This is a genomic window from Sphingobacterium sp. UBA865 (genome assembly GCF_002295765.1).
Classification (GTDB): domain Bacteria; phylum Bacteroidota; class Bacteroidia; order Sphingobacteriales; family Sphingobacteriaceae; genus Sphingobacterium; species Sphingobacterium multivorum.
This window is the reverse complement of sequence record NZ_DBGB01000012.1, coordinates 201,136-225,306: the sequence shown is the minus strand read 5'-3', so window position 1 is coordinate 225,306 and position 24,171 is coordinate 201,136. Positions and strand designations below refer to the sequence as shown.

Genomic DNA, 24,171 nt, shown 5'->3' with positions numbered 1-24,171 from the left:
CCAGATCTGTTTTCCTATAAGCGTAGTTTCACCCTAAAAGGTCGAATTTAGGGCGATTTTAGGTCTTCTGTGGAAACGAATGTTAAGATGTCTAAAATTCTTTTTTTTACATTTTTATTTTTTTTTATAAACCTATCTTTCAGGTGTTTATTGTGTGTTATATGGATTTAATATTTATATATTGAAAAATGGAATTTATGCGCACTTCTTTACTTTTTGTAAAGGGGCACAGCTGGAAAATAGCAGGAAGAAGCGGAAGATTTGGCCTATTAATCTGAGGAATTTGTCCTGGTTTTATCGGGTTCGATATGGCTTTTCGTTAATAGGATTTTTCCCTTGATAAGATCATCATTGAATTGGCCGACTGTTGTTTTTTGAAGCATTTCTGAAAGGTTATTGCGTATGCTTTTGAACTCATGATGCAAGGGACAGGGATATTGTTCGGAGCAGAATTCAAGCCCCATGCCGCAGCCGACAAATAGACTTTCACCGTCGATTGCTTTAACGACCTCGGATAGTGGTGTGGACATATCTCCGCTGTCGAGGTAAAACCCCCCGCCAGGTCCCTTCATGGATCGAATGATACCTGCTCGGCTTAGATTCTGTAGTATCTTGCCTAGAAAAGCCTCTGGAGAATGGATACTCTCTGCTATTTCTTTTATGCTCACGCGTTTATTTTCTTGGGAGCTTTGAGCAATAAAAAAAACTGCCCTTAGTCCATATTCACATGTTTTAGAAAAAATACCCATAATCTCTTTTTTGCTTTTTGCAAATGTACAAAATCAAAAATAGCCATCCGCAACGATTAAAAATTAGGGATGACTATTTCATGAAATAGGGCAGTGCAATTAATTTAGTTGCAAAGATGCCGGACCAAATTCTTCAAAATGAATGTTCTCAGCGTTGATGCCCTGATGGGTTAAATATTGGAAGTGCTTTTTGATAAATCCTGCAGGGCCACACAGGTAATAGTTTGCCTCCTGTGGAAGATAAGAAGCATCTATTTTAGCGAGATCAACCCAACCCTCAAGAGCGTCAGTGTCCATACCCTGCGCTTCGTCATAGAAAGAAAAGCTAGTCATGTTTTGATGTTGGCTCTCCAATGTTTTTACTCTTTCTTTAAACGCATGTAGATCAGGGTTGCGGCAACCATGGATCCAAGTGATCGGTTTGTCTTCTTTCTTGTCCGCTAGATGCTCTAACATGGCCATCAATGGGGTCTGACCAACGCCGCCACTGATAAATACATGTGGTTTGTCACTTTCGACCAATTGAAAGGAGCCTGTTGGTGCTGTGAGTTCCAGTTGTTTTCCAACCTCAACGTATTGATGTATATAATTACTCACCATACCCTCAGGTTTTCCTTCCGCGGCTTCTCTTTTTACCGAAATCCGGAGGTATTCGCCGTTACTCGCATCGGAAAGACTATATTGTCTGGGTTGATAAAGGTGTAATTCGGGAAGAAATACACGTACACTTACATACTGGCCTGCCTCGTGTTTTGGAAGTCTTCCTTGATCTGTTGGCTTGAGATAAATAGACTGAATCTCATCGGTCTCGGCTACCACTTTTATAATGGTGAATGGCTTCCAGCCCGTCCATCCGCCGTCGCTCTGGATCATCTGATTATACATATCCTTTTCGACTCCGACCATCAGATCTGCTAGCTGAAAATAGGCAACTTCCCAGGCTTCAATCAGTTCTTCTGTGGCAGCAGCCCCCAATACTTCCTGAATGGACGCCAATAAATGCTTCCCAACAATCTGATAATGCTCCGGACGAATATTGAGGCTACTGTGTTTTTGTCCGATATGTTTCACTGCCGAAAGAAGGACTGCTGGATTCTCAATATGCTCCGCATAGGCTAATACTGCTGTAGCCAAAGCCGTTTGTTGTCGCGCATTTTGTTGGTTTCCCATATTGAAGACATGTTTAAGCTCCGGATTGTGGTCAAACATACGTTTATAAAAATAACTGGTCAGCGCTACACCATGTTCGTTTAAAACCGGTACAGTACCTTTGATTAACTCTTTTTGTGCTTCAGTAATCATAATAAAATATTTAAATACCTTTTTATCTTTTATTTGATCAGAATAAAAAATGAAAAAATCCACTCGCTGCGAGGAATCTTATAACCTTGATAGGGTTCATTTGCAAATGACTATCGTTTACAAAAATAGAGAATTATAATAAAAGACAAAAATATCTTTTATTATTTTTTACTGCTTGTACGGACAATCATCCGGTCGATTTTAACGGCAGTCTTGTTCACAGTGGACTACTCCCAGGTTTTAAGGTTTTTAGGATAAAATGTCCATTCAGGGGTTTTTATAATATCTTGGTCAATATCGTACCAAGGACTAAGCTTGCTGTTGTTCCAATTGTTTAAAATTTGTATTTCTTGGGCTGGCATGTAGCTTTGTGCGAGTAGTACAATTGTTTTTCCAGTGCTGTCCTTGGCCAGATCAACTACAATGATTGCATGGCCAATAGGAGATCCTTTTTGGATAAAAGTATCTCCAATCTTAACTTCTTGAGTCGTTTTTACACGGGGCAGCTCATCATGTAGTGAAGCCGTATTTGCATAGGCAAAAATATATTCCAAATATTTCCAATAGGTTGGGTAGGCGTAATCTCCTTTTGCGTAGTTTGTAAATGTACGGGGTTTACCGTCTGAAAGGAAGTTGAATTTGATATCCTTGTACCGCTTTTGTTGGTATAAGTAATCTGCCCTGAGTCGCATGACAGCATCCGCGCATTGGTGTAAATCGCGCTTTCCGATGTCCAGCTTTACAACACTGTTGTAGATGTTATTTCTAGGTTTAATTTTTCCATTGTAATAATGTACCTCCCTGTCGATGGGGTACAATGGAAGATTTTCAAGGAAATTTCCAAATTCTTCAGTCCGGTAGTTTGCTCTTTTAAAGCCTTCCGGCAATAAAATGCGTGATTTGACCGTCATCCCAGCGGGGTTAATAAACTGGCTTCCGTCCGTTCTCGCTAGATCCGCAGCGACCGAGTCGAGCACTTGGGCTTTTGGTGAAGCCACATTCGGTTGTCCACAGCCAATGAAAACCTGACACGAGAGGAGTGGAATGAGTACATGTATGGATCTCATATAAAATTTTCTGAACTAGTGTATTGCGTTTATCGAATATACTTAAATCTAGATATAATTCGAAACATAAATCATTTGAGAAAATTAAGAAATTTTTAAGCTACTCATCCGCTTTTTGGATCATTTTCTGATGTAGCTTAGCCGAAGTTAAAAAGAATACGATTATGTCAGGAAAACAGATTTTTCAGACGTCAAGCAAAAAGCGCTGGTACGCTTTTTCATGGATGAGCAGCGCATTGGTAATAGGTTTGATCATTGGTGTGATATGTGTGGTTTATACATTGGGAAAGATTCAGATTCCTCCTTTTCCAACAATTAATACCAACACAGCATTGACCGAAAAGTCCACCGCCAGATTAAAAAAATCCAAACAATTCAAGGAGTTTACCATTGTAAAATCCGAATTGGAGAAGATTAAACGTGACCGTGAGCTGAAGCATTTGAAACATATTGGTACCAAAGACAGGATCAATATGGGCTTTTATGTCAGTTCTTGGTCTAATGAAGTTCGTGAACAGTCTTTATCTGATTTACGCCGAAATATAGGTCATTTGGATATGGTCGCCATGGAGTCCTTTTTTACGGTACCTAATCAAGATACCGTGGTCGATAAAGCAGATACTGCTGCGCTTAAGGTGATCCATCAATATAAGCGTAAAGCAATTGCGCAGATTTCCAATTTCAGTGGTAACGATTTTGATGGGCAGACTGTAAAGGCTATTTTGCTTAATCCGGATAAACAACAACGTTTTATAGACGACATCCTTCTTAAAGTGAAGCGTAATGGTTTTGCAGGCATAAATATCGACTTTGAGAATTTACAGTTGGATGACCACCAGCCATTAAACGATTTTATGGCGCATATCTATACCGTATTTCATACGGAGGGCCTGCTTGTCACGCAAGATATCTCGCCTGAAAATGATGATTACGATCCCATTTCCTTACAAAAATATAACGATTATATTATTTTGATGGCTTATGATCAGCATTCCATTGAAAGTAATGCTGGGGCCATTTCACATCAGGCATGGGTTGAAAAGAACCTGGATGAACTTTGCAATAAGATCGATGCAGACAAAGTGATTTTGGCTTTGGCATGTTATGGATATGACTGGCCGAAAGATCGGGTGGGCAAAACGTTGACGTATGATAACGCCGTTATCTTGGCGCATAATTACAATGCTAAGATTACTTTTGATCCCCAATCTTCCAATCTCAACTTCAGCTATACAGATGGTGCGGGGATGCGCCATGATGTCTATTTCACCGATGCCGCAACTTATTTCAATCTCATCCGCAAAGCCGATGACTGGGGCCTTGCAGGCATTGCTCTTTGGCGTTTGGGAAGTGAAGACGCTCGTTTATGGTCGTTTATTTCCAGATCATTGAATCAAGAAAATTTGAAAAAAGAGCCTTTTGACTTTCGGAAAATAAGTCAGATCAATGTGGGAGGGATTCAATATATTGGCGATGGGGAAATTTTGGATTTGGTCAATAGCCCGGCTCCTGGGGAAGTTAAATTTACTTACGATCCATCGACGCTAATGATTCAGGACCAAGTGTATGTAAAAACACCGAGTAATTACGTTATTAAGCGCTTTGGAGAAAGAGACAAGACGGTGGTGCTCACATTCGATGATGGGCCTGATCCGACATATACGCCACAAGTATTGGACATCTTAAAAAAAGAACGTGTTCCGGGAGCTTTCTTTCTTGTGGGTGTGATGGCTGAGAAAAATATGGATCTGGTCCGTCGCGAATACCAGGAGGGACATGAAATCGGTAACCATACTTTTTTTCACCCCGATATGTCCACAATAGGGCCAAATCGTGTTAAGTTCGAGTTGAACGCCACCCGAAAGATCATTGAATGTATAACCGGTCATAGTACAATTCTTTTCAGAGCTCCTTTTAATGCGGATGCCGAACCACAGACGGTGGCCGAAATTCTGCCCGTGGCCCAGAGCCGTAAAGAGAACTATATCAATATTGGCGAATACATCGATCCCAACGATTGGTTACCTGGCCGTACAGCAGATGAAGTCTATAATGAAGTCATCAAACGACGCGATAACGGGAATATTATCCTATTACATGATGCTGGAGGCAATCGAGAAGCGACCATAGCCGCCTTGCCACGTATTATTCATTATTTTAAATCGCATGGATATAAATTTGCAACGATTGGTGATTTAATGGGCAAAAAACGAGATGAATTGATGCCACCTGTTGAAAATGCTTCCGATTCGGGATTTAGTGGATCTTCCAACCGCTTGTTCTTAGGAACATTGTTTTATGGTAACATCTTTTTGAATCTGGTTTTTTCCATTGCCATTGTATTGGCAATTTTTAGAACAGCAATGATTGCTTATTTGGCAATCCGGCAAAAACAAAAAAGTAAAAAAGAGCAATCTCAATTGGTTGTGGATCCTCGGGAGAAGGTAAGTGTGATCATTCCGGCCTATAATGAGGAAATAACCGTGTTGGCAACTATAAAAAGCCTGTTGAATTTGGATTACCCCAATTATGAGTTGATTTTCGTTGATGATGGATCGAAAGATAAAACTTTTGAGATGGTCAGTAAGGTGTATGGCGATCATCCTAAAGTCAGGTTATTTACAAAACCAAACGGAGGGAAAGCATCTGCGCTTAACTATGGTATCGAGCAATCCGATACTCAGTTTGTGCTCTGTATCGATGCCGATACTCAACTGAAGACAGATGCGCTAAAGCAGTTGATGAAATATTTTAACAAATCTCAAGTCGCTGCTGTCGCAGGAAGTGTTAAAGTAGGAAATGTCCATAATATATTGACACATTGGCAATCGATCGAGTATATTACTTCACAGAATATGGATAGGAGAGCTTTCGATTTGCTCAACATGATATCGGTCGTACCAGGGGCAATTGGCGCCTTTCGTAGATCTGTTATTTTGGAAGTGGGTGGATTTACAACGGATACATTAGCGGAAGATTGTGATTTAACCATGCGTATATTAAGAGCGGGTTATACCGTGCGAAATTCATCTGAAGCAATCGCTTATACGGAAGCACCAGATACGGTAAAAATGCTCTTCAAGCAGCGTTTCCGTTGGAGCTTTGGTGTGTTGCAGAGTTTTTGGAAAAATAAACAAACCCTGTTAAATCCCAAATATGGCTATTTTGGTATGGTCGGAATGCCTAATATTCTGATTTTTCAGATTATACTTCCTTTATTTGCGCCCTTGGCCGATATTTTTATGTTATTCTCTCTGGTGAGCGGTCTTTTCTCCCTAAGCGAGGTAAATGGTATCAGCTGGACAGGAATTGCAGGATTATTTTCACTGCATAATGGTTTTGGTCAAGTGATGTTTTATTACTTCCTTTTTGTATTCGTGGATATGTTCTTTGCAGGCATTGCCTTTAAAATGGAAGGCGAGAAGCTTAGCAATTTAATTTATTTGTTTCCGCAGCGTTTTTTCTGGCGTCAACTGATGTATTTCGTTTTATTCAAGTCTGTCAGAAAAGCGATTAAAGGTGAATTAAATACTTGGGGTACCTTGAAACGGACAGGCGGGGTGAAAGAGGTAACAACAAGTGCATAGAAATTGTGACTTACACGAGTTAGGCGGTAGCATCCTTCTTGGTATCCTACTTTAGGATTGCTATCGCCTACCAAAAAGTATACAGAGATTTTTAATTGAGCTTGAGAATAGGTACTTTCAATAAAAATAGAAACGACATGAAGATACTTTCCGCTCAGCAGATAAACGGGATTGATAGTGAAACCTTAAAGGATCAGAAAATTAGTAGTCTTGACCTGATGGAACGAGCTGCAACAGTTGTTTTTGAGGAAATTAAAAAGCTTCATTCACGATTGGAGCAAAGTACCTTTTATATTTTTTGTGGTAAGGGAAACAACGGCGGCGATGGTTTGGTACTGGCGGGTCTGTTGGATCAACAACAGGCCCAAGTCAAGGTTTATTTAGTGGATGTTAAGGATTACTCCGTAGATAATCTTACCAATCAAAAGCGTTTACCCAATCATATGATTCAAAAAATTGCAGCGGAAGACCAGATTGATATTCCTTCCGATGCAATCGTACTGGATTGCTTGTTTGGATATGGATTAAAGCGGGCACTGACAGCTGACTGGAATGGTATAATTTCCAGTATAAATGGATGTGGTGCAACAATCTATTCGATCGATATGCCTTCTGGGCTGCTGGCTGATGAAAAGACAGCTAAAGATGTTCCCATTGTAAAGGCAGATATGGTATATACCTTTCAGTTTCCAAAGATAGCCTTGCTAATACCCGAAAACCAATGGTATGTAAAAGACTTCAAGGTATTGGATATCGGTCTTAGCCAACGTGCAATTGAATTGGCAGAAACCAATCTGTTTTATGTCGACGAGTCCTTCCTTAGGTCCTTTTATCGACAACGAAGGAGATTTGATCATAAGGGAACATTTGGTCATACCCTGATTATTGGCGGAAGTAAAGGTAAAATGGGGGCTGTTCAGCTTGCGCTAAAAGCGGCTCTTCGAGCGGGTTGCGGTTTAGCCTCAGCTTATGTACCTAACTGCGGTAATACTATTTTACAGACTGCCGTGCCCGAAGCGATGGTGATGACTGATCTCCAACAAGATTTCATTAGTCAATTCCCCTTATTGACAGGTTATCAGTCAGTGGGTATCGGAATCGGGATGGGAACAGCATCCCATACAATTGATGCGTTAAAGGTATTTATAACTCAGGTTAATGATACCCCTTTGGTATTAGATGCTGATGCTTTAAATATTCTTGCCCGCGAACCAGATCTTTGGGCCTCTGTTCCAGCGCACAGTATATTAACACCCCATCCCAAAGAACTTAGCCGGATATTGGGTGCTTGGCAAGATGATTTCGAAAAGATTGAGAAAGTGAAAGCTTTTGCGCGTAAACATCAGTTGTACCTGTTAATAAAAGGGGCAAATAGTGCAATGGTTATGCCTGATGGGCTCGTTTACTTCAATAGTACAGGCAACGTGGGCATGGCAACAGGAGGCAGTGGCGATATACTGACAGGGATTATTACCTCCTTGCTTGGACAGGGCTATTCTTCTAAAGAAGCTTTAATTATGGGGGTATATATCCATGGGCGCGCGGCAGATATTGCAGTTAAGACGATTGGTGCCTATTCCTTATTACCTTCGGATACCATTAATCATCTTTCCGACGCATTTATCTCATTAGAAAAAGGATTATGATAGATTGGTACATTGAACAAGTTTTTGCCGCCCGGACCTGGAAACTTCGAAAAGAGGTTTTCGCTCTGGAAGGTAAGTTGGCCGAGGTGATGTTGGAGGGCGATTTTGAAGCGACGCATTTTGCCGCCTACGACGGAAACGAAGTAGTAGGCGTGCTGAGCCTGATTAGTTCAGGTGATACTTATACAATCCATTTCCTCGCTGTTGCTCCACATGTAAGACTGAAAGGTGTAGGCACAGCATTATTGAAACATGCGCGACTATTTATCGATACGTTCGGTGGTAAAATGCTCCAAGCCGAAGCGCCCTCTGCACAGCAGCATTTTTGGGAAAGTAATGGTTTTGTTCCTATAAAACAAAAGGAGGAGCTCATGATCACGTATTCATTACCGCCAACCAATGATCTCATGCCCGACAATGAGCCATGAGGTAGGTTATGGCTGCACACCGGTGCTGCTCCTTGTGATCCTTACGGATTTTCAGCATAGGTGATCCGATCCGCTTCGGTAATGTTACGTATAACCCGGCACGGATTACCTGCAGCTACGACGTCTGCTGGAATATCTTTTGTGACGACTGATCCAGAACCAATGACCGAATTTTTTCCGATTCGCACGCCGGGATTGACGACAACCTGTCCACCGATCCATACATTATCTTCGATTACGATAGGCAACGCAAACTCCCAACCTTGATTTCTTGCTTCAAAATGGAGGGGATGGCCGGCTGTGAAGAGGCTTACATTAGGACCAAATAATACATTATCACCTATGGTAACTGGTGCACCGTCTAATATTGTACAATTATAATTGCTGTAAAAGTTCTCACCAATAGCAATATTGTAACCATAATCGCAACGAAAAGGAGGTTCGAGAAAGAATCGAGTTCCCGTCGATTTAAAAAGTTTTTGAATAATCTGTTTTCTGAATTTCAGGTGTTTAGGCTCCGAATCGTTAAACCGTTTAAGTTCTTCTTTTGCGTATTGTCTTTCCTTAAATAATTGCCCCTCCGAATCGATATAGGGAAGGCCGGCAATCATTTTTTCCTTTGCTGATTTCATTCAATGCCCATTTTTCCGCAACAAACTTAGATAAATTGATTTTTAAATGCAATAGCAATCTACGCCTTGTGAATCTGGGTTATTGAGTTTTTTTTGCATAATCAATGGCCCTTGTTTTCAACTAAGTATAACCAATGGATACCCTGTTTCCATCAAATGGGCTGCGTTGCAGCGCCAAGTTTTGTAACAGGAGCTTATCTACACAAGGTGGTTTAGCACCTTCTTCCGATTTAATTCATTGCAGTTGTGACAAACAATTTTCCTTCGAAAAGCATTTAGATAATGGACACACGTATGCTACTGCCTTCGTCGTAGCTGTATTCAAAATTATTATTTCAATGAAGATCGCTTATATAAGTACTTACTTGCCCAAAGAATGTGGCATCGCCACTTTTACATCGGATTTGTTGCATGCTGTTGCGTTGCATAATCAGGAATTAACACAGCACGTTTTTGCTGTCGCTGACCGGGACTATGATTATCCCAGTGAAGTTGTCTTTAAAATAGACCAGTATGATCAATTGTCCTATATTGAAGCAGCCAACTATATTAATGAACATGGCTATGACTGTGTGATATTGGAGCATGAATATGGCATCTTCGGTGGTAATAGTGGAATATATATCTTATCGTTGGTTAACGCATTGCATATTCCATTGTTAGTTAATTTTCATACCATTCTTGAGAAGCCGAATGTTGATGAAAAGGCTATTCTCATTGAAATTGTAAAAAGGGCTTCGATTGTAATCGTCATGAGTAATTATGCGGTTACTTTACTCAAATCCATTTATAGGGTCAATACCACGAAAGTTAGACTGATACACCATGGTGTGCCCGAGTTTACCTTGGAACATGAGCTTGCAAAGCTTAAAAAAGGTCTTTCTGGCAAGAAAGTGTTATTGACATTTGGTTTCCTGGGACGCAACAAGGGCATCGAAATGGTGATTGAATCCTTGCCTGAAGTCGTTAAAGATGAACCAGATCTGTTGTACCTGGTCGTTGGCAAAACACACCCTAATGTGTTGGCGCATTCGGGAGAGGAGTATCGGGAGTATCTAGGCAGTCTCGTGGAAGCTTATCAGTTGCAGGAGCACGTCCAATTTGTTAATTCCTTTGTGAGCCAGGCCGATCTGGTAGAGTATCTTTGTGCCTGTGACGTTTATGTCACCCCTTATGTTAATGAGGCGCAGATTACGAGTGGAACGTTATCTTACGCCATTGGTGCCGGAGCTGCAGTGGTCTCTACGCCTTACTGGCACGCAAAGGAACTGCTGGCTGATGGAAGGGGGGTATTGGTCGAATTTAAAAATTCAGCCAAGATGGCTGAAGCGCTTAAAAACTTGTTTTCAAATTTGGATTATCGTACCACCTTGCGGGACAATGCCAGTGCATTTGGAAAGGAGCTCACCTGGAAAAATATTGGCCTCCGGTATACACGGATTTTAAATAAAATCATACCTACCTACGACGGCCTTAAAGAAAACGCAGGATTTAGTAAAGATGAGATGCCTAAATTCAGCTGGAAGCATATCGATAGGTTGACCAATCAGGTGGGTATCTTACAGCACGCAACTTATTCTTTGCCCAATTATAAAGAAGGCTACTGTCTTGACGATAATGCGAGGGCACTTTTACTTGCTTTATTAGCCCAGGATAATTTTGCTGATAAGAAGTTAGACCGCCGTATTTCCACCTACCTGAGTTATATTTATTATCATCAGCGCGAAGACGGTCTTTTTCATAATTTTATGGATTTCCAGCATAATTTCTTGGATGAAGTCGGTTCGGAGGATTCCTTTGGACGAACGATATGGGCCCTGGGGGTGCTTCTTCGTAAAACTAAATTAACCAGTTATTATCAATTGGGACACGAGTTATTTTTTAGAGCTGTGCCGAATTTCGGTCAGTTGCGCTCCAACCGGGCGATAGCGTATACTGTGCTGGGAATTGCCGAATATTTGCATCATCAATCCAATGACGAGGTCATGATAGAGCTGATGCGGACGCTTATCGGCAAACTTGTGCGGGAATACGAAGCGAGTTCAGATGAACACTGGCAATGGTTTGAATCCGTATTGGCGTATGATAATGCAATATTACCTTATGCGTTTTTGACAGCATATCCTTTTTTAAATGATGAGACAATAAAACAATTGGGGCTAACGACATTAAAGTTTCTCGAAAGCATTACGATCCAAAATGGTGCGCTTTCGTTGGTTGGAAACCAGGAATGGGCCAAGCAGGGCAAGCATGTCAGCAAGTTTGGTCAGCAGCCGCTCGATGTTACAGCCATGGTATTTATGTATCGCGAAGCTTTTCGACTGACGAATAAAAAGGTTTATTTTACCCGAATGATAGCCTCATTCCGCTGGTTCTTGGGCGAGAATGATCTTAGACTCGGACTCTACGATGAGGAAACCAAAGGTTGCTGTGATGGACTGGAGGCTTATGGCATCAATAGAAACCAAGGGGCTGAAAGCACCCTCTGTTTCTATTTGGCCTATATTGTGGTTTCTCGTGCCTTTAATGATAGCGATCAGGATTCAAGATAGCCAGCAATAAGTCTTCAAGCTTGATGGTGGCATAAGTCGACTCATAATCAGACATTGCATACGGTAAAATGAGGTGTTCATTGTGGACCAGGGCACCGCAGGAATAAATGACGTTTGGTACATAGCCTTCCCGTTCTTCATCGTTTGGGGTCATCAATGGGCTATGTAGTCGTCCAATTTCAACATGGGGGTTGTCCAGGTCCAGAAGGGAGGCCCCCAAAACATACTCGCGCATCGGGCCCACGGCATGGGTCAGGATTAGCCAGCCATATTGAGTTTCAATCGGTGAGCCACAATTGCCGATCTGGACAAATTCGTAGGGATATTCAGGTTCTTGAATGCGGATTGCCGTTTCCTGCCATATGTTGATATTGTTGGAGTAAGCAATATAATTGTTTTCACCGTCAATTCGACAGAGCATGGCGTAGCGCCCATTTATTTTTCTTGGAAATAGTGCCGCACCTTTATTGGCAATTTCACCATAGATGGGTTTCACCTTAAAATGATAAAAATCTTTTGTGGTGAGCAGTTTAGGAAGGATACTAAATCCGTCGTAGGCTGTGTAGGTAGCATAATAGATGCTCTCATTCTTCTCAGTTTTGAACTGGACAAAACGGGCGTCTTCTATCCCTCTTTTTTCTGTGTCGGCGAGCGGAAATATCACGCGTTCCGAAATGGAAGTGTCCAATGAAAAAGTCATTTCATAATGCGAGGAAGCGAGCCAGAGCGCCTGTTGTAAAAATGTCACATTTTCAAGATTTTCTTCACTCTCCCGCCGCACTTCATCGATGTACCGCTTAAGTTCCTCATACGTAAATGTCTCCGTTAGCTTTTCCTCGAGTTTGGACTTAACTTCCGTTGGTTCCGCATGTAGCTCATTCATCTTCTTTAAGAAGGACTCCTTGTGATACCGGTGGTTTTTAACTTGCATGGGTTTATCCAATAGATTACCGATATAGTCGATATGGATATTATTGTCGACATCCAAGGTGCCCGAGCGAAAAACGATCGAAGAGACATGACCTTCTCCGGTGGCCCTGAAGCTTAAAATAACCCGTTTTTCACCTTTGAATAATTCGGTCTGATCCGGATGTTCGATAATGGAGGGATTAAATAACGCTGCCGATTCAATGGAATATTCCATGGTAAAGTAAGAGCCGATCAGCAACTTGTCGATATGACTTAGCTTCTCCTTTGAAAATGGAATCTTCTCCAAAAGGTGGCTTACCCGGTCAAAATTTCGTTCAAAGATATGGGCAATGCTACGATGTCTTTTCGTATAGCTTCGTAAAACCTGTCCAAAGACTTCTTTCCGTTCCGACTCATTAAGGGATAAAATGCGCCTGATAATTTTTATTGTACGGTCATCGCCAAGGAAAAAAAAACGTGCGAGAACTCTTTTCTTATCCGGTTTAAAGTAAATATCCTTTCGTTCAACTTGTACTGGTTTATGCATAATTTTATGTTCATGTTTACACATTTATTAGAACGATCAGCGATTGTCTTTTGTTTTATTCCCCGGCAATAATCAACGGATATCTGATAAAAATCGAGTAACTTTGACCAAGGAAAAATTTAAGATATGATTGAAAATAGTTTAGAACCAAAAGCAATTTGGAAAAATTTCGTTGCATTGAATGCGGTCCCCAGAGCTTCAAAAAAAGAAGAGCGCGTGATTGCCTTTATGGTAGACTTTGGTAAATCCTTGGGTTTAGAAACAAGCGTTGATGAGATTGGTAACGTGCTCATTAAAAAATCCGCTACTCCGGGAATGGAGAATCGCAAAACGATTGTTTTGCAGTCGCATTTAGATATGGTGCACCAAAAAAATAACGATACTGTTTTTGACTTCGATAATGAAGGTATTAAGATGTACGTTGATGGCGATTGGGTAAAAGCAGAAGGTACCACTTTAGGGGCAGATAATGGTCTTGGTGTTGCGACAATCATGTCGATTCTGGAATCATCCAGTATTGTACACCCTGCTATTGAAGCTTTGTTTACCATTGATGAAGAAACAGGTATGACAGGAGCTTTAGGTTTAAAAGGCGGTGTACTTTCGGGCGAAATCTTGCTCAATTTGGATACAGAGAATGATACTGAAATTGATATTGGCTGTGCCGGCGGGATTGATGTGACGGCAACGCAGTCCTATAGCGCAGAACCTTGTCCTTTTGATACGTTATCTTTTGAAATTACCGTAAAAGGACTACATGGCGGGCACTCTGGAATGGATATTCATAAAGGTTTTGCCAATGCCAATAAGGTAATGAATCGCCTGCTCTATAGAGGCTATGAACATTTTGGATTGCGTATTGCGTCGTTATTGGGTGGAAGCCTCCGCAACGCCATCCCGAGAGAAAGCGTTGCCAAAGTGGTGGTGGTTAAGGATAAAGCAACTGACTTTGTTCAGCAGCTAACACAATTGGCTCAGGATATTAAATTGGAATATGCAACGACAGAACCAGCTATGGAAATTGTGGTGAAGCAAACTGATGCTGCTTATGCTACAGTCGTTCCCGTAAACGTGCAGGAAAACTTGATCAACAGCGTTTATGCGGCCTTAAATGGTGTATATCGTGTGAGTGCCGATTTTGAAGACTTGGTAGAAACCTCCAATAATATTGCCAAAGTAGAAGTAGGCGGGGAAAAGGTTTCCATCAAATGTCTAACCAGATCTTCTGTTGAAACTTCTAAATTTGATTTAGCCCAATCGTTACAGGCAGCATTTGAACTGGGCGGTTTTAAGGTAGATTTTTCGGGCAATTATCCCGGATGGGCTCCTAATCCGAATTCTGAAATTTTAGAAGTCCTCAAATCCATTTATACGAGACAACATGGCGAAGTTCCGGAAGTCGTGGCGTGCCATGCCGGATTGGAATGCGGTATCTTGGGGACAAACTATCCGGCAATGGATATGATTTCTTTTGGACCAACAATCTTAGGTGCACATTCGCCTGCAGAGCGTGTCTCCATTTCTTCGGTGCAGAAATTTTGGAGTTTTGTGCTTGATATTCTCAAAGAGATCCCCAAAAAATAAGTCGCAACAGCAGACGGTTGCATTATTTCTGAACGACAGGCCATGAAATCAAAGTCATCGGCGAGTAAACAAAAACGGGTATGGCTTGAGCTATACCCGTTTTTGTTTGTATCATTTTTTCATTTTTCTTGCAAAAAATGAAAAATATCCTTACTTTCAGGATGAAAAAATGATTTAATAGACCAAATTTTATACAAGCTCTCAAATTGAGGGAAAACCTAATCGTGATATGATATAATGACCATAATCCTCATTGTAATCAGCATTTGTTTGCTTATCCTTTGCATAACTTATTTTAAGATCAATGCCTTTCTCGCATTTTTGGTTGTTTCCTTGCTAAGTGGACTTTGTTTGGGAATTCCACCGGCACAGTTGGTAGGCACCGTTGAAAAAGGTGTTGCCGGCGTTATGGGGAGCCTAACGTTGATCATTGTTTTGGGCGCAATGTTGGGGAAAATTGTAGCTGAAAGTGGGGCCGCTGAGATTATTGCTGAACAAATGGTCCGCTTAATGGGAGAGCGATACCTTCAGTGGGGGCTTATGTTGACGGGTTTTATCGTTGGTATACCACTATTTTATGGAATCGGATTTGTCTTATTAGTCCCCTTGATATTTTCGATTTCCTACCGGTATAAGTTGCCGGCAGTATATATTGGATTACCGATGCTGGCAGCTTTGTCTGTGACACATGGCTTTATTCCGCCGCATCCTTCTCCCGTTGCTCTCGTTGCCCTGTTTCATGCCGATATGGGATTGACACTTATTTATGGTCTTTTGATTGCTATACCTGCTATTATTTTAGGTGGCCCTATTTTTGGAAGATGCCTGAAAAACATACGGGCGAGTCAAGAATCAATTTTTCGGGAGCAAGATCGCTCGGAATCAGCGCAGTATCTGCGCCCGACAGTTGGGGTAAGTTTGGCTGTAGCCCTGCTACCGGTATTACTCATTGTCCTATTTACACTGCTTCCTTATTGCTACCATACAAGTAATATAGCGCTGCAGCAGGGCGTGAAGTTTGTCGGCAACCCCACCGTTGTTATGGTTATCGCGCTCAGTGCAGCAACCTATTTCTTAGGATTGAAATTGGGCCGATCGATGGCCAATGTGATGACAATTTATGAGTCTGCTGTGAAAGATATTGCCATGATACTGTTGATTATTGCTGGTTCGGGAATCTTTAAACAAGTGATGGAAGACAGTGGAGTCAGTCTCCTTTTGGCCAACACCTTACAGCAGCTCTCCATTTCACCTTTACTGTTGGCCTGGTTAATTACAGCTGTTATCAGAGGTTGTGTCGGCTCGGCCACAGTCGCCGCGTTGACAGCCGCTGGCGTGCTGCTCCCTATTGTTACAGGGGGAGAAGCGGATCCCAATCTCATGGTATTGGCGATAGGGGCCGGAAGTCTGATGTTCTCCCATGTCAATGATGCCGGATTTTGGCTTTTTAAAGAATACTTTGGCCTTAGCGTAAAGGATACGTTATTTTCCTGGTCGATCATGGAGGCGATTGTCTCCATTGTTGGACTCCTTGCTGTTTTACTATTGCAATTAATTTTATATTAGCTATTATTTTAAACTTTAAAATCGTTAAAGATGTACAACGCAGACGAACAATTCGAAAAATTAGGTTTGACATTACCTCCAGCACCGGCACCAAAAGGTGTTTATAAACCATACGTCATTGATGGTAAGTACCTGTATCTTTCCGGTCATGGTCCTGTACAAGATGATGCCACATTGATTATAGGTCGAATTGGAAGTGATATCAGCCCCGAAGAAGGTAAACTTGCCGCGCGTCAGGTCGGTTTGACCATGCTGTCGACCATTAAAACCAACTTGGGTTCCTTGAACAAAATCAAACGTGTAATCAAAGTATTGGGTATGGTCAATTGTACCTCGGATTTTCTTTATCACCCCGGTGTGATTAACGGTTGTAGTGAACTATTTGCTGCAGTTTGGGGAGAAGAGAATGGTATTGGAACACGTAGCGCAGTAGGATTCGGTTCTTTGCCCGATAATATTCCAGTGGAAATCGAAGCATTATTTGAGTTATATTAAACCGAATAGTATGGAAACTTGGTGTCACATACAAAATGTCGATCAAGTCGATTCGCCGGCCTTGCTGGTCTACCCTGATCGCATTGTCAAGAACATAGACCGCGCTTTACACATTGTGCATGGGCGGGCGGACCGATTGCGGCCGCATATCAAAACGAACAAGTGTCGTGAAGTATGCCAGCTGATGATGGATAGGGGGATTACAAAGTTTAAGTGTGCAACCATTGCAGAAGCAGAACTATTGGGTGTTATCGGTGCAAAAGATGTTTTGCTGGCGTACCAGCCCGTAGGGCCAAAGATAGATCGTTTCTTGAATCTGGTGAGCGCCTTTCCCCAAACACATTTTGCCTGTCTTGTGGATCATGTCGATGCAGCAGAGGAGATTTCAGCGCGGAGTCTGTCGAAAGGTTTGCGAAGCGCTGTTTATTTGGATGTTAATATTGGAATGGGACGTACAGGGATAGCTTTAGACGGGATTGAGCGTCTCGTTATGGATATCAATCTCCTGAATGGTATTCAGTTGGTCGGTATGCATGGCTACGATGGTCATATTCATGATAAGGATTATCAGCTTCGCGAAAAACAATGCCAACAGGCATACGGTATACTTGAAACGGCCTACCTGATGGCGCAGACATCCACCTCTAAACCATTGACTAAAGTGATTGGCGGTTCACCGAGTTTCCCTTTTCATGCCGAACGCAGCGATGTAGAATGCAGCCCAGGAACCTTTGTGTTTTGGGATTTTGGCTATGCCGAAAATTATGCAGAACAAGATTTTATGCTTGCCGCGGTACTTCTAACGCGTGTCGTTTCTATTGTTGATCACAAACACCTGTGCTTGGACCTAGGGTATAAATCCGTTGCATGCGAATCGCCGCAGCCTCGCGTCAAGTTTTTCGATCCACGTATAGGTGAAATAAAAATGCAGAGTGAAGAACATCTGGTTGTTGAGGTGACAGATAGTGCGCAGTTCCACTTAGGGGATGCGCTGTATGCTGTACCACGCCATATCTGTCCTACCGTAGCCTGTTATGGCGAACTTCAAGTAGTCCATGAACGGCATGCAGATCAAACGTGGACTGTTTATGCACGAAATAAAAAGATAAATTGTTGATATGTACGAATTTGAAATGCCATTTTTGGTCGATGCACATTTGGATTTGAGTATGAATGCCATGGAATGGAATCGGGATCTTCGATTGCCAATTACGGAACTCAACCGCAGGGAAAAGGGGATGGATGACAAGCCCGATCGGGCTAAGGCAACAGTCACTTTTGACGAATTGCGTCGTGGTCATATTGGTTTGGTTGTTGCCACACAAATCGCTCGATTCGTAAAACCCGAAAGCTCTTTACCAGGCTGGTACTCCCCAGAACAGGCTTGGGCGCAGACGCAAGGGCAGCTTGCGTGGTATAAGGCAATGGAAGCCGATGGGCAAATGAAAATGATTTGTACAAAGGCTGATCTGGATCAACATATAGCACTTTGGTCGAATGGCAGCGATCATGTAGATAAGCCAATCGGATATCTGCTGAGTCTGGAAGGAGCCGATTCAATTGTAGATATCAGTTATCTTGAAACAGCTTATAATTATGGTTTGAGAGCTGTCGGACCAGCGCATTACGGACCGGGGCGATATGCCAACGGAACCGACTCATCGGGCAAGCTTAATGAACAGGGCGTCCTATTGTTGCGGGAAATGGAGCGATTGGGGATGATATTAGACGCAACACACCTCAATGATGATGCGTTTTGGGACGCTGTTGGACGTTATAACGGTGCCATTTGGGCAAGCCATAATAATTGTCGCAAGTTTGTCGACCATAATAGGCAGTTCAGGGACGAAATGATCAAGACTCTTGTTTCGAAAAAAGCAGTGATCGGTGTAGCGCTCGATGCTTGGATGATGGTACCGAATTGGGTCCGCGGTGTATCCGACCCTAAAACAAGCAATTGCTCCATGGAAATCATGGCCAACAATATTGATCATATTTGTCAATTGGCAGGAAATGTTGATCATGTTGGCGTGGGGAGCGATTTAGATGGAGCATTTGGCCGAGAGCAGTGTCCTTATGATCTGGAAACTATTGCTGATATCCAAAAAGTATTTGGTATCCTGTCAAAAAGAGGGTATGATAAGACCGATCTTGAAAAGATTGCTAGCAAGAACTGGCTTAATTTTATGCGAAATGCATTGCCCGAATCAAAACAAACACCTCCAACACAACTGAATAGATGAAACCAGTATTACGCGTGCAATTGTCCCTGATGATGTTTTTAGAGTATTTTATCAAAGGGGCCTGGTTTGTCACTTTGGGAACATACTTGATTAAATCGCTCAATGCCTCAGGAATGGAGGTAGCGAATATTTTTGCGACACAATCCCTTGGTGCTGTATTTGCTCCTTTTTTTGTGGGTTTTGTCGCCGACAGATACTTTAATGCCGAGCGGGTGCTTTCAGCTTTGCATCTCATTGGAGCTGGACTACTTTACGGGATGTCTCAAGCACCTGATGCAACACATTTTTATCCCTATGTGTTTGTTTACTTTATGGCTTACATGTCTTCGTTATCCTTGTCCAATGGAATAGCATTCCGGCATATAGAAGATGCGAAGAAGTATTTTCCGGGGATACGTGTTTGGGGAACGATCGGTTGGATCTGTTCGGGACTTGTCATCAGTTATTTGTTCCGTTGGGATGCGCCCGAATCGATACAGGCAGGTGCTCTGCACAACACCTTTATTATGGGGGCGGTCTGCTCGTTGTTACTGGCATTCTTTAGTCTAGCCCTCCCAAAAACTCCGCCGCAGGTGAAACTCAGGGATGAAAAATTTGATTTTGGCAAGGCGATCGGTTTGGATGCGCTGAAGCTTTTAAAACAGCGGAGCTTTCTGATTTTTTTTGTGACAGCAATTGTCATCTGTATACCTATTTCGTTCTATTATCAAAATGCCAATCCATTTTTTGTCAACGCCGGAATACCGAATCCCACAGCAAAAATGGCATTGGGGCAATTTTCCGAAGCCATCTGCCTGTTGTTGATTCCATTTTTCTTTAGACGCCTGGGGTATAAAAAGATGATTTTATTGGGGATTGCAGCCTGGGCACTCCGTTATTTGTTTTTTGCATACGGCGACGGACAGGAACGTTCATTCTTATTGCTACTCGGAATATTATTACATGGCATCTGCTATGATTTTATGTTTGTAGTCGGCCAGATTTATACCGATAGAATTGCCGGCGAAAAATACAAAGCTTCTGCACAGGGGCTTATTACCATTGCGATGTATGGTGTAGGGATGTTAATCGGATTTTGGGTTGCCGGTGCAGTTTCAGATTATCTAAAAACAGCTTATGCTGCTCAATTTTGGGAATATCTTTGGTTTATTCCTGCAGGTATTTCTGGTTTTTGTCTTGTGTTATTTGCCGTATTTTTTAAAGAGGAGAAAGCGCTGCCGGATGTGAAAGCTCGTTAAAGATGCCTTTGGTCAATTAAAAACAGGGATTTCAGAAAAAATTAAAACATGGAGCATCTTTGATGGGGAGGTGCTCCATGTTATTTATAGGCCTATTATATCATATTAAACCATTCCTGGTATTTTTCACCGATGAAAGGGAGTGGCTTTCGCTCTCCGGCAAATGCAGACATTAATCCCAATATAAGAGCAATGAGTAGGAGCAATCCAACAATACTAAGGGCAATTCCGCCAATACCTGGAACAAAACGTAACAGCCCCAAGGCCATTCCTGTCAAGGAGATACCTATACTTTGTCGGATATGGAACTGCGCTAAAGCAGTCTTTTCCTTGTTGTTCATAATGATGGCTGCAACAAGGCCGATGATGGTTAAGTAAGAAATAATAGCAATTGTTTTTCCGTCGTTTGACGTAGCCTTTTGAATAGGGGTTCTCTCCATGATCCTTTAATGTAAAATGTTTGACTTAAATATTTAAGACAAATTTAGGAGAGATATCCCTTGGATCCTTTAGCTGAATTCAGGGATATTTTATTTATCCTTCCACACTTTCCAGTAATTGCTTTTCATGGAGTTCAAAATATTCACCTCTTTTATCCATCAATTCAGCATGTGTACCCTGTTCTACAATTTCTCCTTGATCCATCACCAATATATGATCTGCATTCTTGATCGTCGAGATGCGATGGGCAATAAAAATACAGGTCTTGCCTTTCATGATGCGGCTTAGTGAACGGAGAATGGTTTCTTCCGTTTTTGTATCCACGGCTGAAAGACAGTCATCAAAAATCAATACTTTGGGTTCCTTAATTAAAGCGCGTGCGATGGATACCCGTTGCTTTTGCCCCCCGGAGAGGGTAATACCACGTTCTCCAACAGCGGTTTCAAATCCATCTTCAAAAGCGATAATATTGTCGTATACAGCGGCATCTTTGGCAGCCTGTTCCACTTGTTCCTGTGTAAAGTGGTCTAAACCAAAGCCTATATTATTGGCAATGGTATCCGAAAATAGGAAAACATCTTGTGGGACGAATCCGACCTGTTGGCGTAAGCTTTTGAAATCAAGGTTTTTAATTTCAAGACCATCATAATGAATACTTCCTTTGTCGATATCATACATCCGAAGTAGTAAGTTGGCCAGCGTAGATTTTCCGGATCCTGTTTTTCCGATAATAGCAAGTGTTTTGCCGATCGGGATTTGGAACGATATATTTTTTATCGCCTGAATGCCGGTTTCCGGATAAGTAAACGAGATCCCATTAACCTTGATTTCGCCCTCCAGTTCCTTGGCAGCTGTGCCGTTAACGATAGGAGATTCGGTTTGAAGGAATTCGTTAATCCGTTTTTGTGACGCGGCAGCACGTTGCACCAATGACGTGACCCAAGCCAAAGACATGGCAGGGAAAGTCAACTGGTTGACATAGATGATAAACTCGGCGATATTTCCGGCAGTCACTGTTCCTTTGGCAACTTCGATTCCACCAATATAAATGGTAATGACTGTACTGAGTCCAATAAGCAATAGAATAAGCGGGAAGAAAACAGCCTGTACTTTGACGAGATCAAGAGCCGTGTTCCGATAAATGGTACTTTCCTTCTCAAATTCCTGCATTTTATTTTGTTCTCTGGTGTAGGTTTTGATGACTCGGATGCCAGCAAAAGTCTCCTGGACAAAGGAAGAAAGTTTCGCCAGTTGTTTCTGTATTTTTAAGCTACGCTTGTTAATGATTTTATTAACAAATAAAATAATAACCGATAGGACCGGGATTGGCGCCAATGCATAAGTGGCCAATCTTCCGTTGACGCTATACATCGCATAGATGACCATGATCGATAAAACTACGGTATTGATCGCATACATGATGGCAGGTCCTAGGTAGTTACGCACCTGATTGACGTCTTCAGTCGCGCGGCTCATGAGATCTCCGGTGTTGTTTTTCCGAAAGAAACCAAAGTTTAAATCCTGGTAATGATTATAGATCTCATTTTTGAGGTCGTATTCAATATAACGCGAGGTTAAAATGATCGTCTGACGCATAAAGAATAAAAATATGCCCCGCAGCAGCGAAAGTAGGAGCACGACGAAACCAAAAAATAGGAGGCTGGTGCCAAATACCTGATAGATGAGTTCCTGTCTGTCGAAACCATCAAATAGACGGTATAGATAGATGTTTTCTTGTACCAAATCAAATGCTTCGCGAATTACCTTTGCAGGCAATACCCCAAAATAGTTGGATATGATAACGAAAATAACCCCTGGAATCAGTTTCCAGCGGTATTTATAAAAGTACTTATTTAAGTAGGCGAGATCCTTCATATTACGAATACAAAAGTAGGACTAATTCATCAAAATGCTTTACGATTTAAGCGAATTTACTGTCATTCGGAAATCAAATGTTAAGTCTTGGATAAAAAAAGTTGTTATGCACAACGAATAATTTTCCTACTTTTGCATCAAGTACCTTAAAAAATTAAAACAAATTAGAGTAGTACATTTTATGTCAACATCTCAAAATTCTATTTTTGAATTGATGAGCCAGTCTGGCCATCAAAACTTATTTTTCTGTAATGATGAATTAGTGGGCTTGAAAGCTATCGTTGCGATCCATGATACAACCTTGGGGCCTGCGATAGGAGGAGTTCGTATGTTACCATACGAAAGTACAGAAGAAGCTATTGAGGATGCTTTACGTTTATCCAAGGCCATTACGTATAAATCTGCCATCACTGGATTGAATTTAGGCGGGGGAAGTGCTGTTATTATTGGTAATAGCCGTTTGGACAAATCTGAGGTTTTATTGCGCCGTTTGGGCCAGTTTATTGAAGGATTGAATGGTAATTTCATTGCTTCACTAGACGTAGGTACGACACAACGTGATTTAGAACATATTTATACCGAGACTGACCACGTTGCTGGTCTACCAAAGGCTATTCATGGTAGCGGTGTCGGTGATCCTTCCATTTTTGCTGCACAAGGTGTTTATTTTGGTATAAAAGCCTGTTTAAAGGAATTATACGGATCGGAAAATGTTGCTGGTAAAAAAGTTATTGTACATGGAGTAGGTGGTGTTGGCGAACGTTTGATCGCGATGTTACGTGAAGAGAATGCACGTGTATATGTCAGCGATATTACGGAAGAAAAAATGCTGAAAGTGGCGGCTAAGTACAAAGCTGAGCCAATACCTTACAATGAAGTATTCGATCACGAATTTGATGTATATTCTCCTTGTGCGTTAGGTGGTACGGTAAATCCGGAATCCGCACAGAAAATGCAATGCAAAATTATTGCTGGTTCTGCCAATAATCAATTGAAAGATGAACTTGTTACAAGTTCTATTCTGCATGAAAGAGGTATATTATACGCGCCTGACTATTTGATCAACGCCGGTGCATTAATCGGCTGCTATTCAGAAATTCAAAATTACGGCGTAGATCACACTGAATTTGTGATCAAAAATATTTATAATGCGACTAGAGACGTCTTGAAAAAATCAAAAGAAGAGAATATTTCTACTTTTGAAGCGGCTAATCGCATTGCGGAGAAGCGTATCCAAGATATTAAAAAAATCAAGCGGTAGTCTTCATCCCAAAATCGTTCTTACTTATTATTTTATAAAAAAATCGTTC

18 protein-coding genes are annotated in these 24,171 nt (G+C 41.7%); 11 read left to right on the top strand and 7 right to left on the bottom strand.

The window, feature by feature from the left end:
* Positions 1–269: 269 nt before the first annotated feature.
* The 3 genes from B2O97_RS06325 to B2O97_RS06315 all read right to left on the bottom strand — a co-directional run bounded on the left by B2O97_RS06325 (position 270) and on the right by B2O97_RS06315 (position 3,118).
* Positions 270–749 carry an RrF2 family transcriptional regulator gene (locus B2O97_RS06325; RefSeq protein ID WP_070565571.1) on the bottom strand — a complete coding sequence of 160 codons (480 nt, stop codon included), beginning with the start codon at positions 747–749 and terminating at the stop codon, positions 270–272.
* 99 nt (positions 750–848) lie between these two features.
* Positions 849–2,051, bottom strand: a complete 1,203-nt coding sequence (hmpA, locus tag B2O97_RS06320; protein WP_236560227.1) for an NO-inducible flavohemoprotein — start codon at positions 2,049–2,051, stop codon at positions 849–851.
* A 227-nt stretch (positions 2,052–2,278) separates the two neighbouring features.
* Positions 2,279–3,118 carry a DUF4846 domain-containing protein gene (locus B2O97_RS06315; protein WP_070565569.1) on the bottom strand — a complete coding sequence of 280 codons (840 nt, stop codon included), beginning with the start codon at positions 3,116–3,118 and terminating at the stop codon, positions 2,279–2,281.
* Between the two features lie 164 nt (positions 3,119–3,282).
* Here B2O97_RS06315 and B2O97_RS06310 point away from each other — a divergent pair, with 164 nt between their 5' ends.
* The 3 genes from B2O97_RS06310 (at position 3,283) to B2O97_RS06300 (ending at position 8,779) form a co-directional block, all read left to right on the top strand.
* On the top strand, positions 3,283–6,705 hold the full coding sequence (locus B2O97_RS06310; RefSeq protein WP_204991057.1) for a glycosyltransferase: 3,423 nt from the start codon (positions 3,283–3,285) through the stop codon (positions 6,703–6,705).
* A gap of 137 nt (positions 6,706–6,842) precedes the next feature.
* Entirely contained in the window at positions 6,843–8,351 is a 1,509-nt protein-coding gene (locus B2O97_RS06305) for a bifunctional ADP-dependent NAD(P)H-hydrate dehydratase/NAD(P)H-hydrate epimerase (RefSeq protein ID WP_070565566.1), read from the top strand.
* Positions 8,348–8,779 carry a GNAT family N-acetyltransferase gene (locus tag B2O97_RS06300; RefSeq protein ID WP_070565564.1) on the top strand — a complete coding sequence of 144 codons (432 nt, stop codon included), beginning with the start codon at positions 8,348–8,350 and terminating at the stop codon, positions 8,777–8,779. Before B2O97_RS06305 ends, B2O97_RS06300 begins: the two co-directional genes overlap by 4 nt.
* Before the next feature lie 41 nt (positions 8,780–8,820).
* Here B2O97_RS06300 and B2O97_RS06295 read toward each other — a convergent pair whose 3' ends face one another.
* Complete coding sequence (locus tag B2O97_RS06295; RefSeq protein WP_070565562.1) at positions 8,821–9,411, bottom strand: sugar O-acetyltransferase; 591 nt, start codon at positions 9,409–9,411, stop codon at positions 8,821–8,823.
* 338 nt (positions 9,412–9,749) lie between these two features.
* On the opposite strand from B2O97_RS06295, the gene B2O97_RS06290 reads away from it, so the two are divergent.
* Positions 9,750–11,963 (top strand): glycosyltransferase family 4 protein, encoded by a 2,214-nt coding sequence (locus B2O97_RS06290; protein ID WP_112376574.1) that lies wholly within the window; start codon positions 9,750–9,752, stop codon positions 11,961–11,963.
* Here B2O97_RS06290 and B2O97_RS06285 read toward each other — a convergent pair.
* On the bottom strand, positions 11,935–13,419 hold the full coding sequence (locus B2O97_RS06285; protein WP_070565560.1) for a glycoside hydrolase family 130 protein: 1,485 nt from the start codon (positions 13,417–13,419) through the stop codon (positions 11,935–11,937). The two genes, B2O97_RS06290 and B2O97_RS06285, sit on opposite strands and share 29 nt — an antisense overlap.
* Positions 13,420–13,545: 126 nt before the next feature.
* Here B2O97_RS06285 and B2O97_RS06280 point away from each other — a divergent pair, with 126 nt between their 5' ends.
* The 6 genes from B2O97_RS06280 to B2O97_RS06255 all read left to right on the top strand — a co-directional run bounded on the left by B2O97_RS06280 (position 13,546) and on the right by B2O97_RS06255 (position 20,545).
* Complete coding sequence (locus B2O97_RS06280; protein WP_112376156.1) at positions 13,546–15,003, top strand: aminoacyl-histidine dipeptidase; 1,458 nt, start codon at positions 13,546–13,548, stop codon at positions 15,001–15,003.
* A gap of 237 nt (positions 15,004–15,240) precedes the next feature.
* On the top strand, positions 15,241–16,569 hold the full coding sequence (locus tag B2O97_RS06275) for a gluconate:H+ symporter (protein ID WP_070565556.1): 1,329 nt from the start codon (positions 15,241–15,243) through the stop codon (positions 16,567–16,569).
* 30 nt (positions 16,570–16,599) lie between these two features.
* On the top strand, positions 16,600–17,064 hold the full coding sequence (locus B2O97_RS06270) for a RidA family protein (RefSeq protein WP_046674510.1): 465 nt from the start codon (positions 16,600–16,602) through the stop codon (positions 17,062–17,064).
* 10 nt (positions 17,065–17,074) lie between these two features.
* Positions 17,075–18,181, top strand: coding sequence for a D-TA family PLP-dependent enzyme (locus B2O97_RS06265; protein WP_070565555.1), 1,107 nt, complete (start codon positions 17,075–17,077; stop codon positions 18,179–18,181).
* 1 nt (position 18,182) lies between these two features.
* Positions 18,183–19,307, top strand: coding sequence for a dipeptidase (locus B2O97_RS06260; RefSeq protein ID WP_286767127.1), 1,125 nt, complete (start codon positions 18,183–18,185; stop codon positions 19,305–19,307).
* Positions 19,304–20,545, top strand: coding sequence for an MFS transporter (locus B2O97_RS06255; protein WP_112376158.1), 1,242 nt, complete (start codon positions 19,304–19,306; stop codon positions 20,543–20,545). Before B2O97_RS06260 ends, B2O97_RS06255 begins: the two co-directional genes overlap by 4 nt.
* A 95-nt stretch (positions 20,546–20,640) precedes the next feature.
* Here B2O97_RS06255 and B2O97_RS06250 read toward each other — a convergent pair whose 3' ends face one another.
* A complete protein-coding gene (locus B2O97_RS06250) occupies positions 20,641–20,985 on the bottom strand; it encodes a hypothetical protein (RefSeq protein WP_070565551.1) in 345 nt (114 codons plus the stop codon).
* 94 nt (positions 20,986–21,079) lie between these two features.
* Entirely contained in the window at positions 21,080–22,861 is a 1,782-nt protein-coding gene (locus B2O97_RS06245) for an ABC transporter ATP-binding protein (RefSeq protein ID WP_112376159.1), read from the bottom strand.
* A gap of 181 nt (positions 22,862–23,042) precedes the next feature.
* Here B2O97_RS06245 and B2O97_RS06240 point away from each other — a divergent pair, with 181 nt between their 5' ends.
* Positions 23,043–24,122 (top strand): Glu/Leu/Phe/Val family dehydrogenase, encoded by a 1,080-nt coding sequence (locus tag B2O97_RS06240; protein WP_046674513.1) that lies wholly within the window; start codon positions 23,043–23,045, stop codon positions 24,120–24,122.
* The last annotated feature ends 49 nt before the right edge of the window (positions 24,123–24,171 follow it).

What these genes read in the sequence shown, in the direction of transcription:
- B2O97_RS06325 (WP_070565571.1), bottom strand. Translation starts at nt 749, where the DNA reads ATGGGTATTTTTTCTAAAACATGTGAATATGGACTAAGGGCAGTTTTT.
- hmpA (WP_236560227.1), bottom strand. Translation starts at nt 2,051, where the DNA reads ATGATTACTGAAGCACAAAAAGAGTTAATCAAAGGTACTGTACCGGTT.
- B2O97_RS06315 (WP_070565569.1), bottom strand. Translation starts at nt 3,118, where the DNA reads ATGAGATCCATACATGTACTCATTCCACTCCTCTCGTGTCAGGTTTTC.
- B2O97_RS06310 (WP_204991057.1), top strand. Translation starts at nt 3,283, where the DNA reads ATGTCAGGAAAACAGATTTTTCAGACGTCAAGCAAAAAGCGCTGGTAC.
- B2O97_RS06305 (WP_070565566.1), top strand. Translation starts at nt 6,843, where the DNA reads ATGAAGATACTTTCCGCTCAGCAGATAAACGGGATTGATAGTGAAACC.
- B2O97_RS06300 (WP_070565564.1), top strand. Translation starts at nt 8,348, where the DNA reads ATGATAGATTGGTACATTGAACAAGTTTTTGCCGCCCGGACCTGGAAA.
- B2O97_RS06295 (WP_070565562.1), bottom strand. Translation starts at nt 9,411, where the DNA reads ATGAAATCAGCAAAGGAAAAAATGATTGCCGGCCTTCCCTATATCGAT.
- B2O97_RS06290 (WP_112376574.1), top strand. Translation starts at nt 9,750, where the DNA reads ATGAAGATCGCTTATATAAGTACTTACTTGCCCAAAGAATGTGGCATC.
- B2O97_RS06285 (WP_070565560.1), bottom strand. Translation starts at nt 13,419, where the DNA reads ATGCATAAACCAGTACAAGTTGAACGAAAGGATATTTACTTTAAACCG.
- B2O97_RS06280 (WP_112376156.1), top strand. Translation starts at nt 13,546, where the DNA reads ATGATTGAAAATAGTTTAGAACCAAAAGCAATTTGGAAAAATTTCGTT.
- B2O97_RS06275 (WP_070565556.1), top strand. Translation starts at nt 15,241, where the DNA reads ATGACCATAATCCTCATTGTAATCAGCATTTGTTTGCTTATCCTTTGC.
- B2O97_RS06270 (WP_046674510.1), top strand. Translation starts at nt 16,600, where the DNA reads ATGTACAACGCAGACGAACAATTCGAAAAATTAGGTTTGACATTACCT.
- B2O97_RS06265 (WP_070565555.1), top strand. Translation starts at nt 17,075, where the DNA reads ATGGAAACTTGGTGTCACATACAAAATGTCGATCAAGTCGATTCGCCG.
- B2O97_RS06260 (WP_286767127.1), top strand. Translation starts at nt 18,183, where the DNA reads ATGTACGAATTTGAAATGCCATTTTTGGTCGATGCACATTTGGATTTG.
- B2O97_RS06255 (WP_112376158.1), top strand. Translation starts at nt 19,304, where the DNA reads ATGAAACCAGTATTACGCGTGCAATTGTCCCTGATGATGTTTTTAGAG.
- B2O97_RS06250 (WP_070565551.1), bottom strand. Translation starts at nt 20,985, where the DNA reads ATGGAGAGAACCCCTATTCAAAAGGCTACGTCAAACGACGGAAAAACA.
- B2O97_RS06245 (WP_112376159.1), bottom strand. Translation starts at nt 22,861, where the DNA reads ATGAAGGATCTCGCCTACTTAAATAAGTACTTTTATAAATACCGCTGG.
- B2O97_RS06240 (WP_046674513.1), top strand. Translation starts at nt 23,043, where the DNA reads ATGTCAACATCTCAAAATTCTATTTTTGAATTGATGAGCCAGTCTGGC.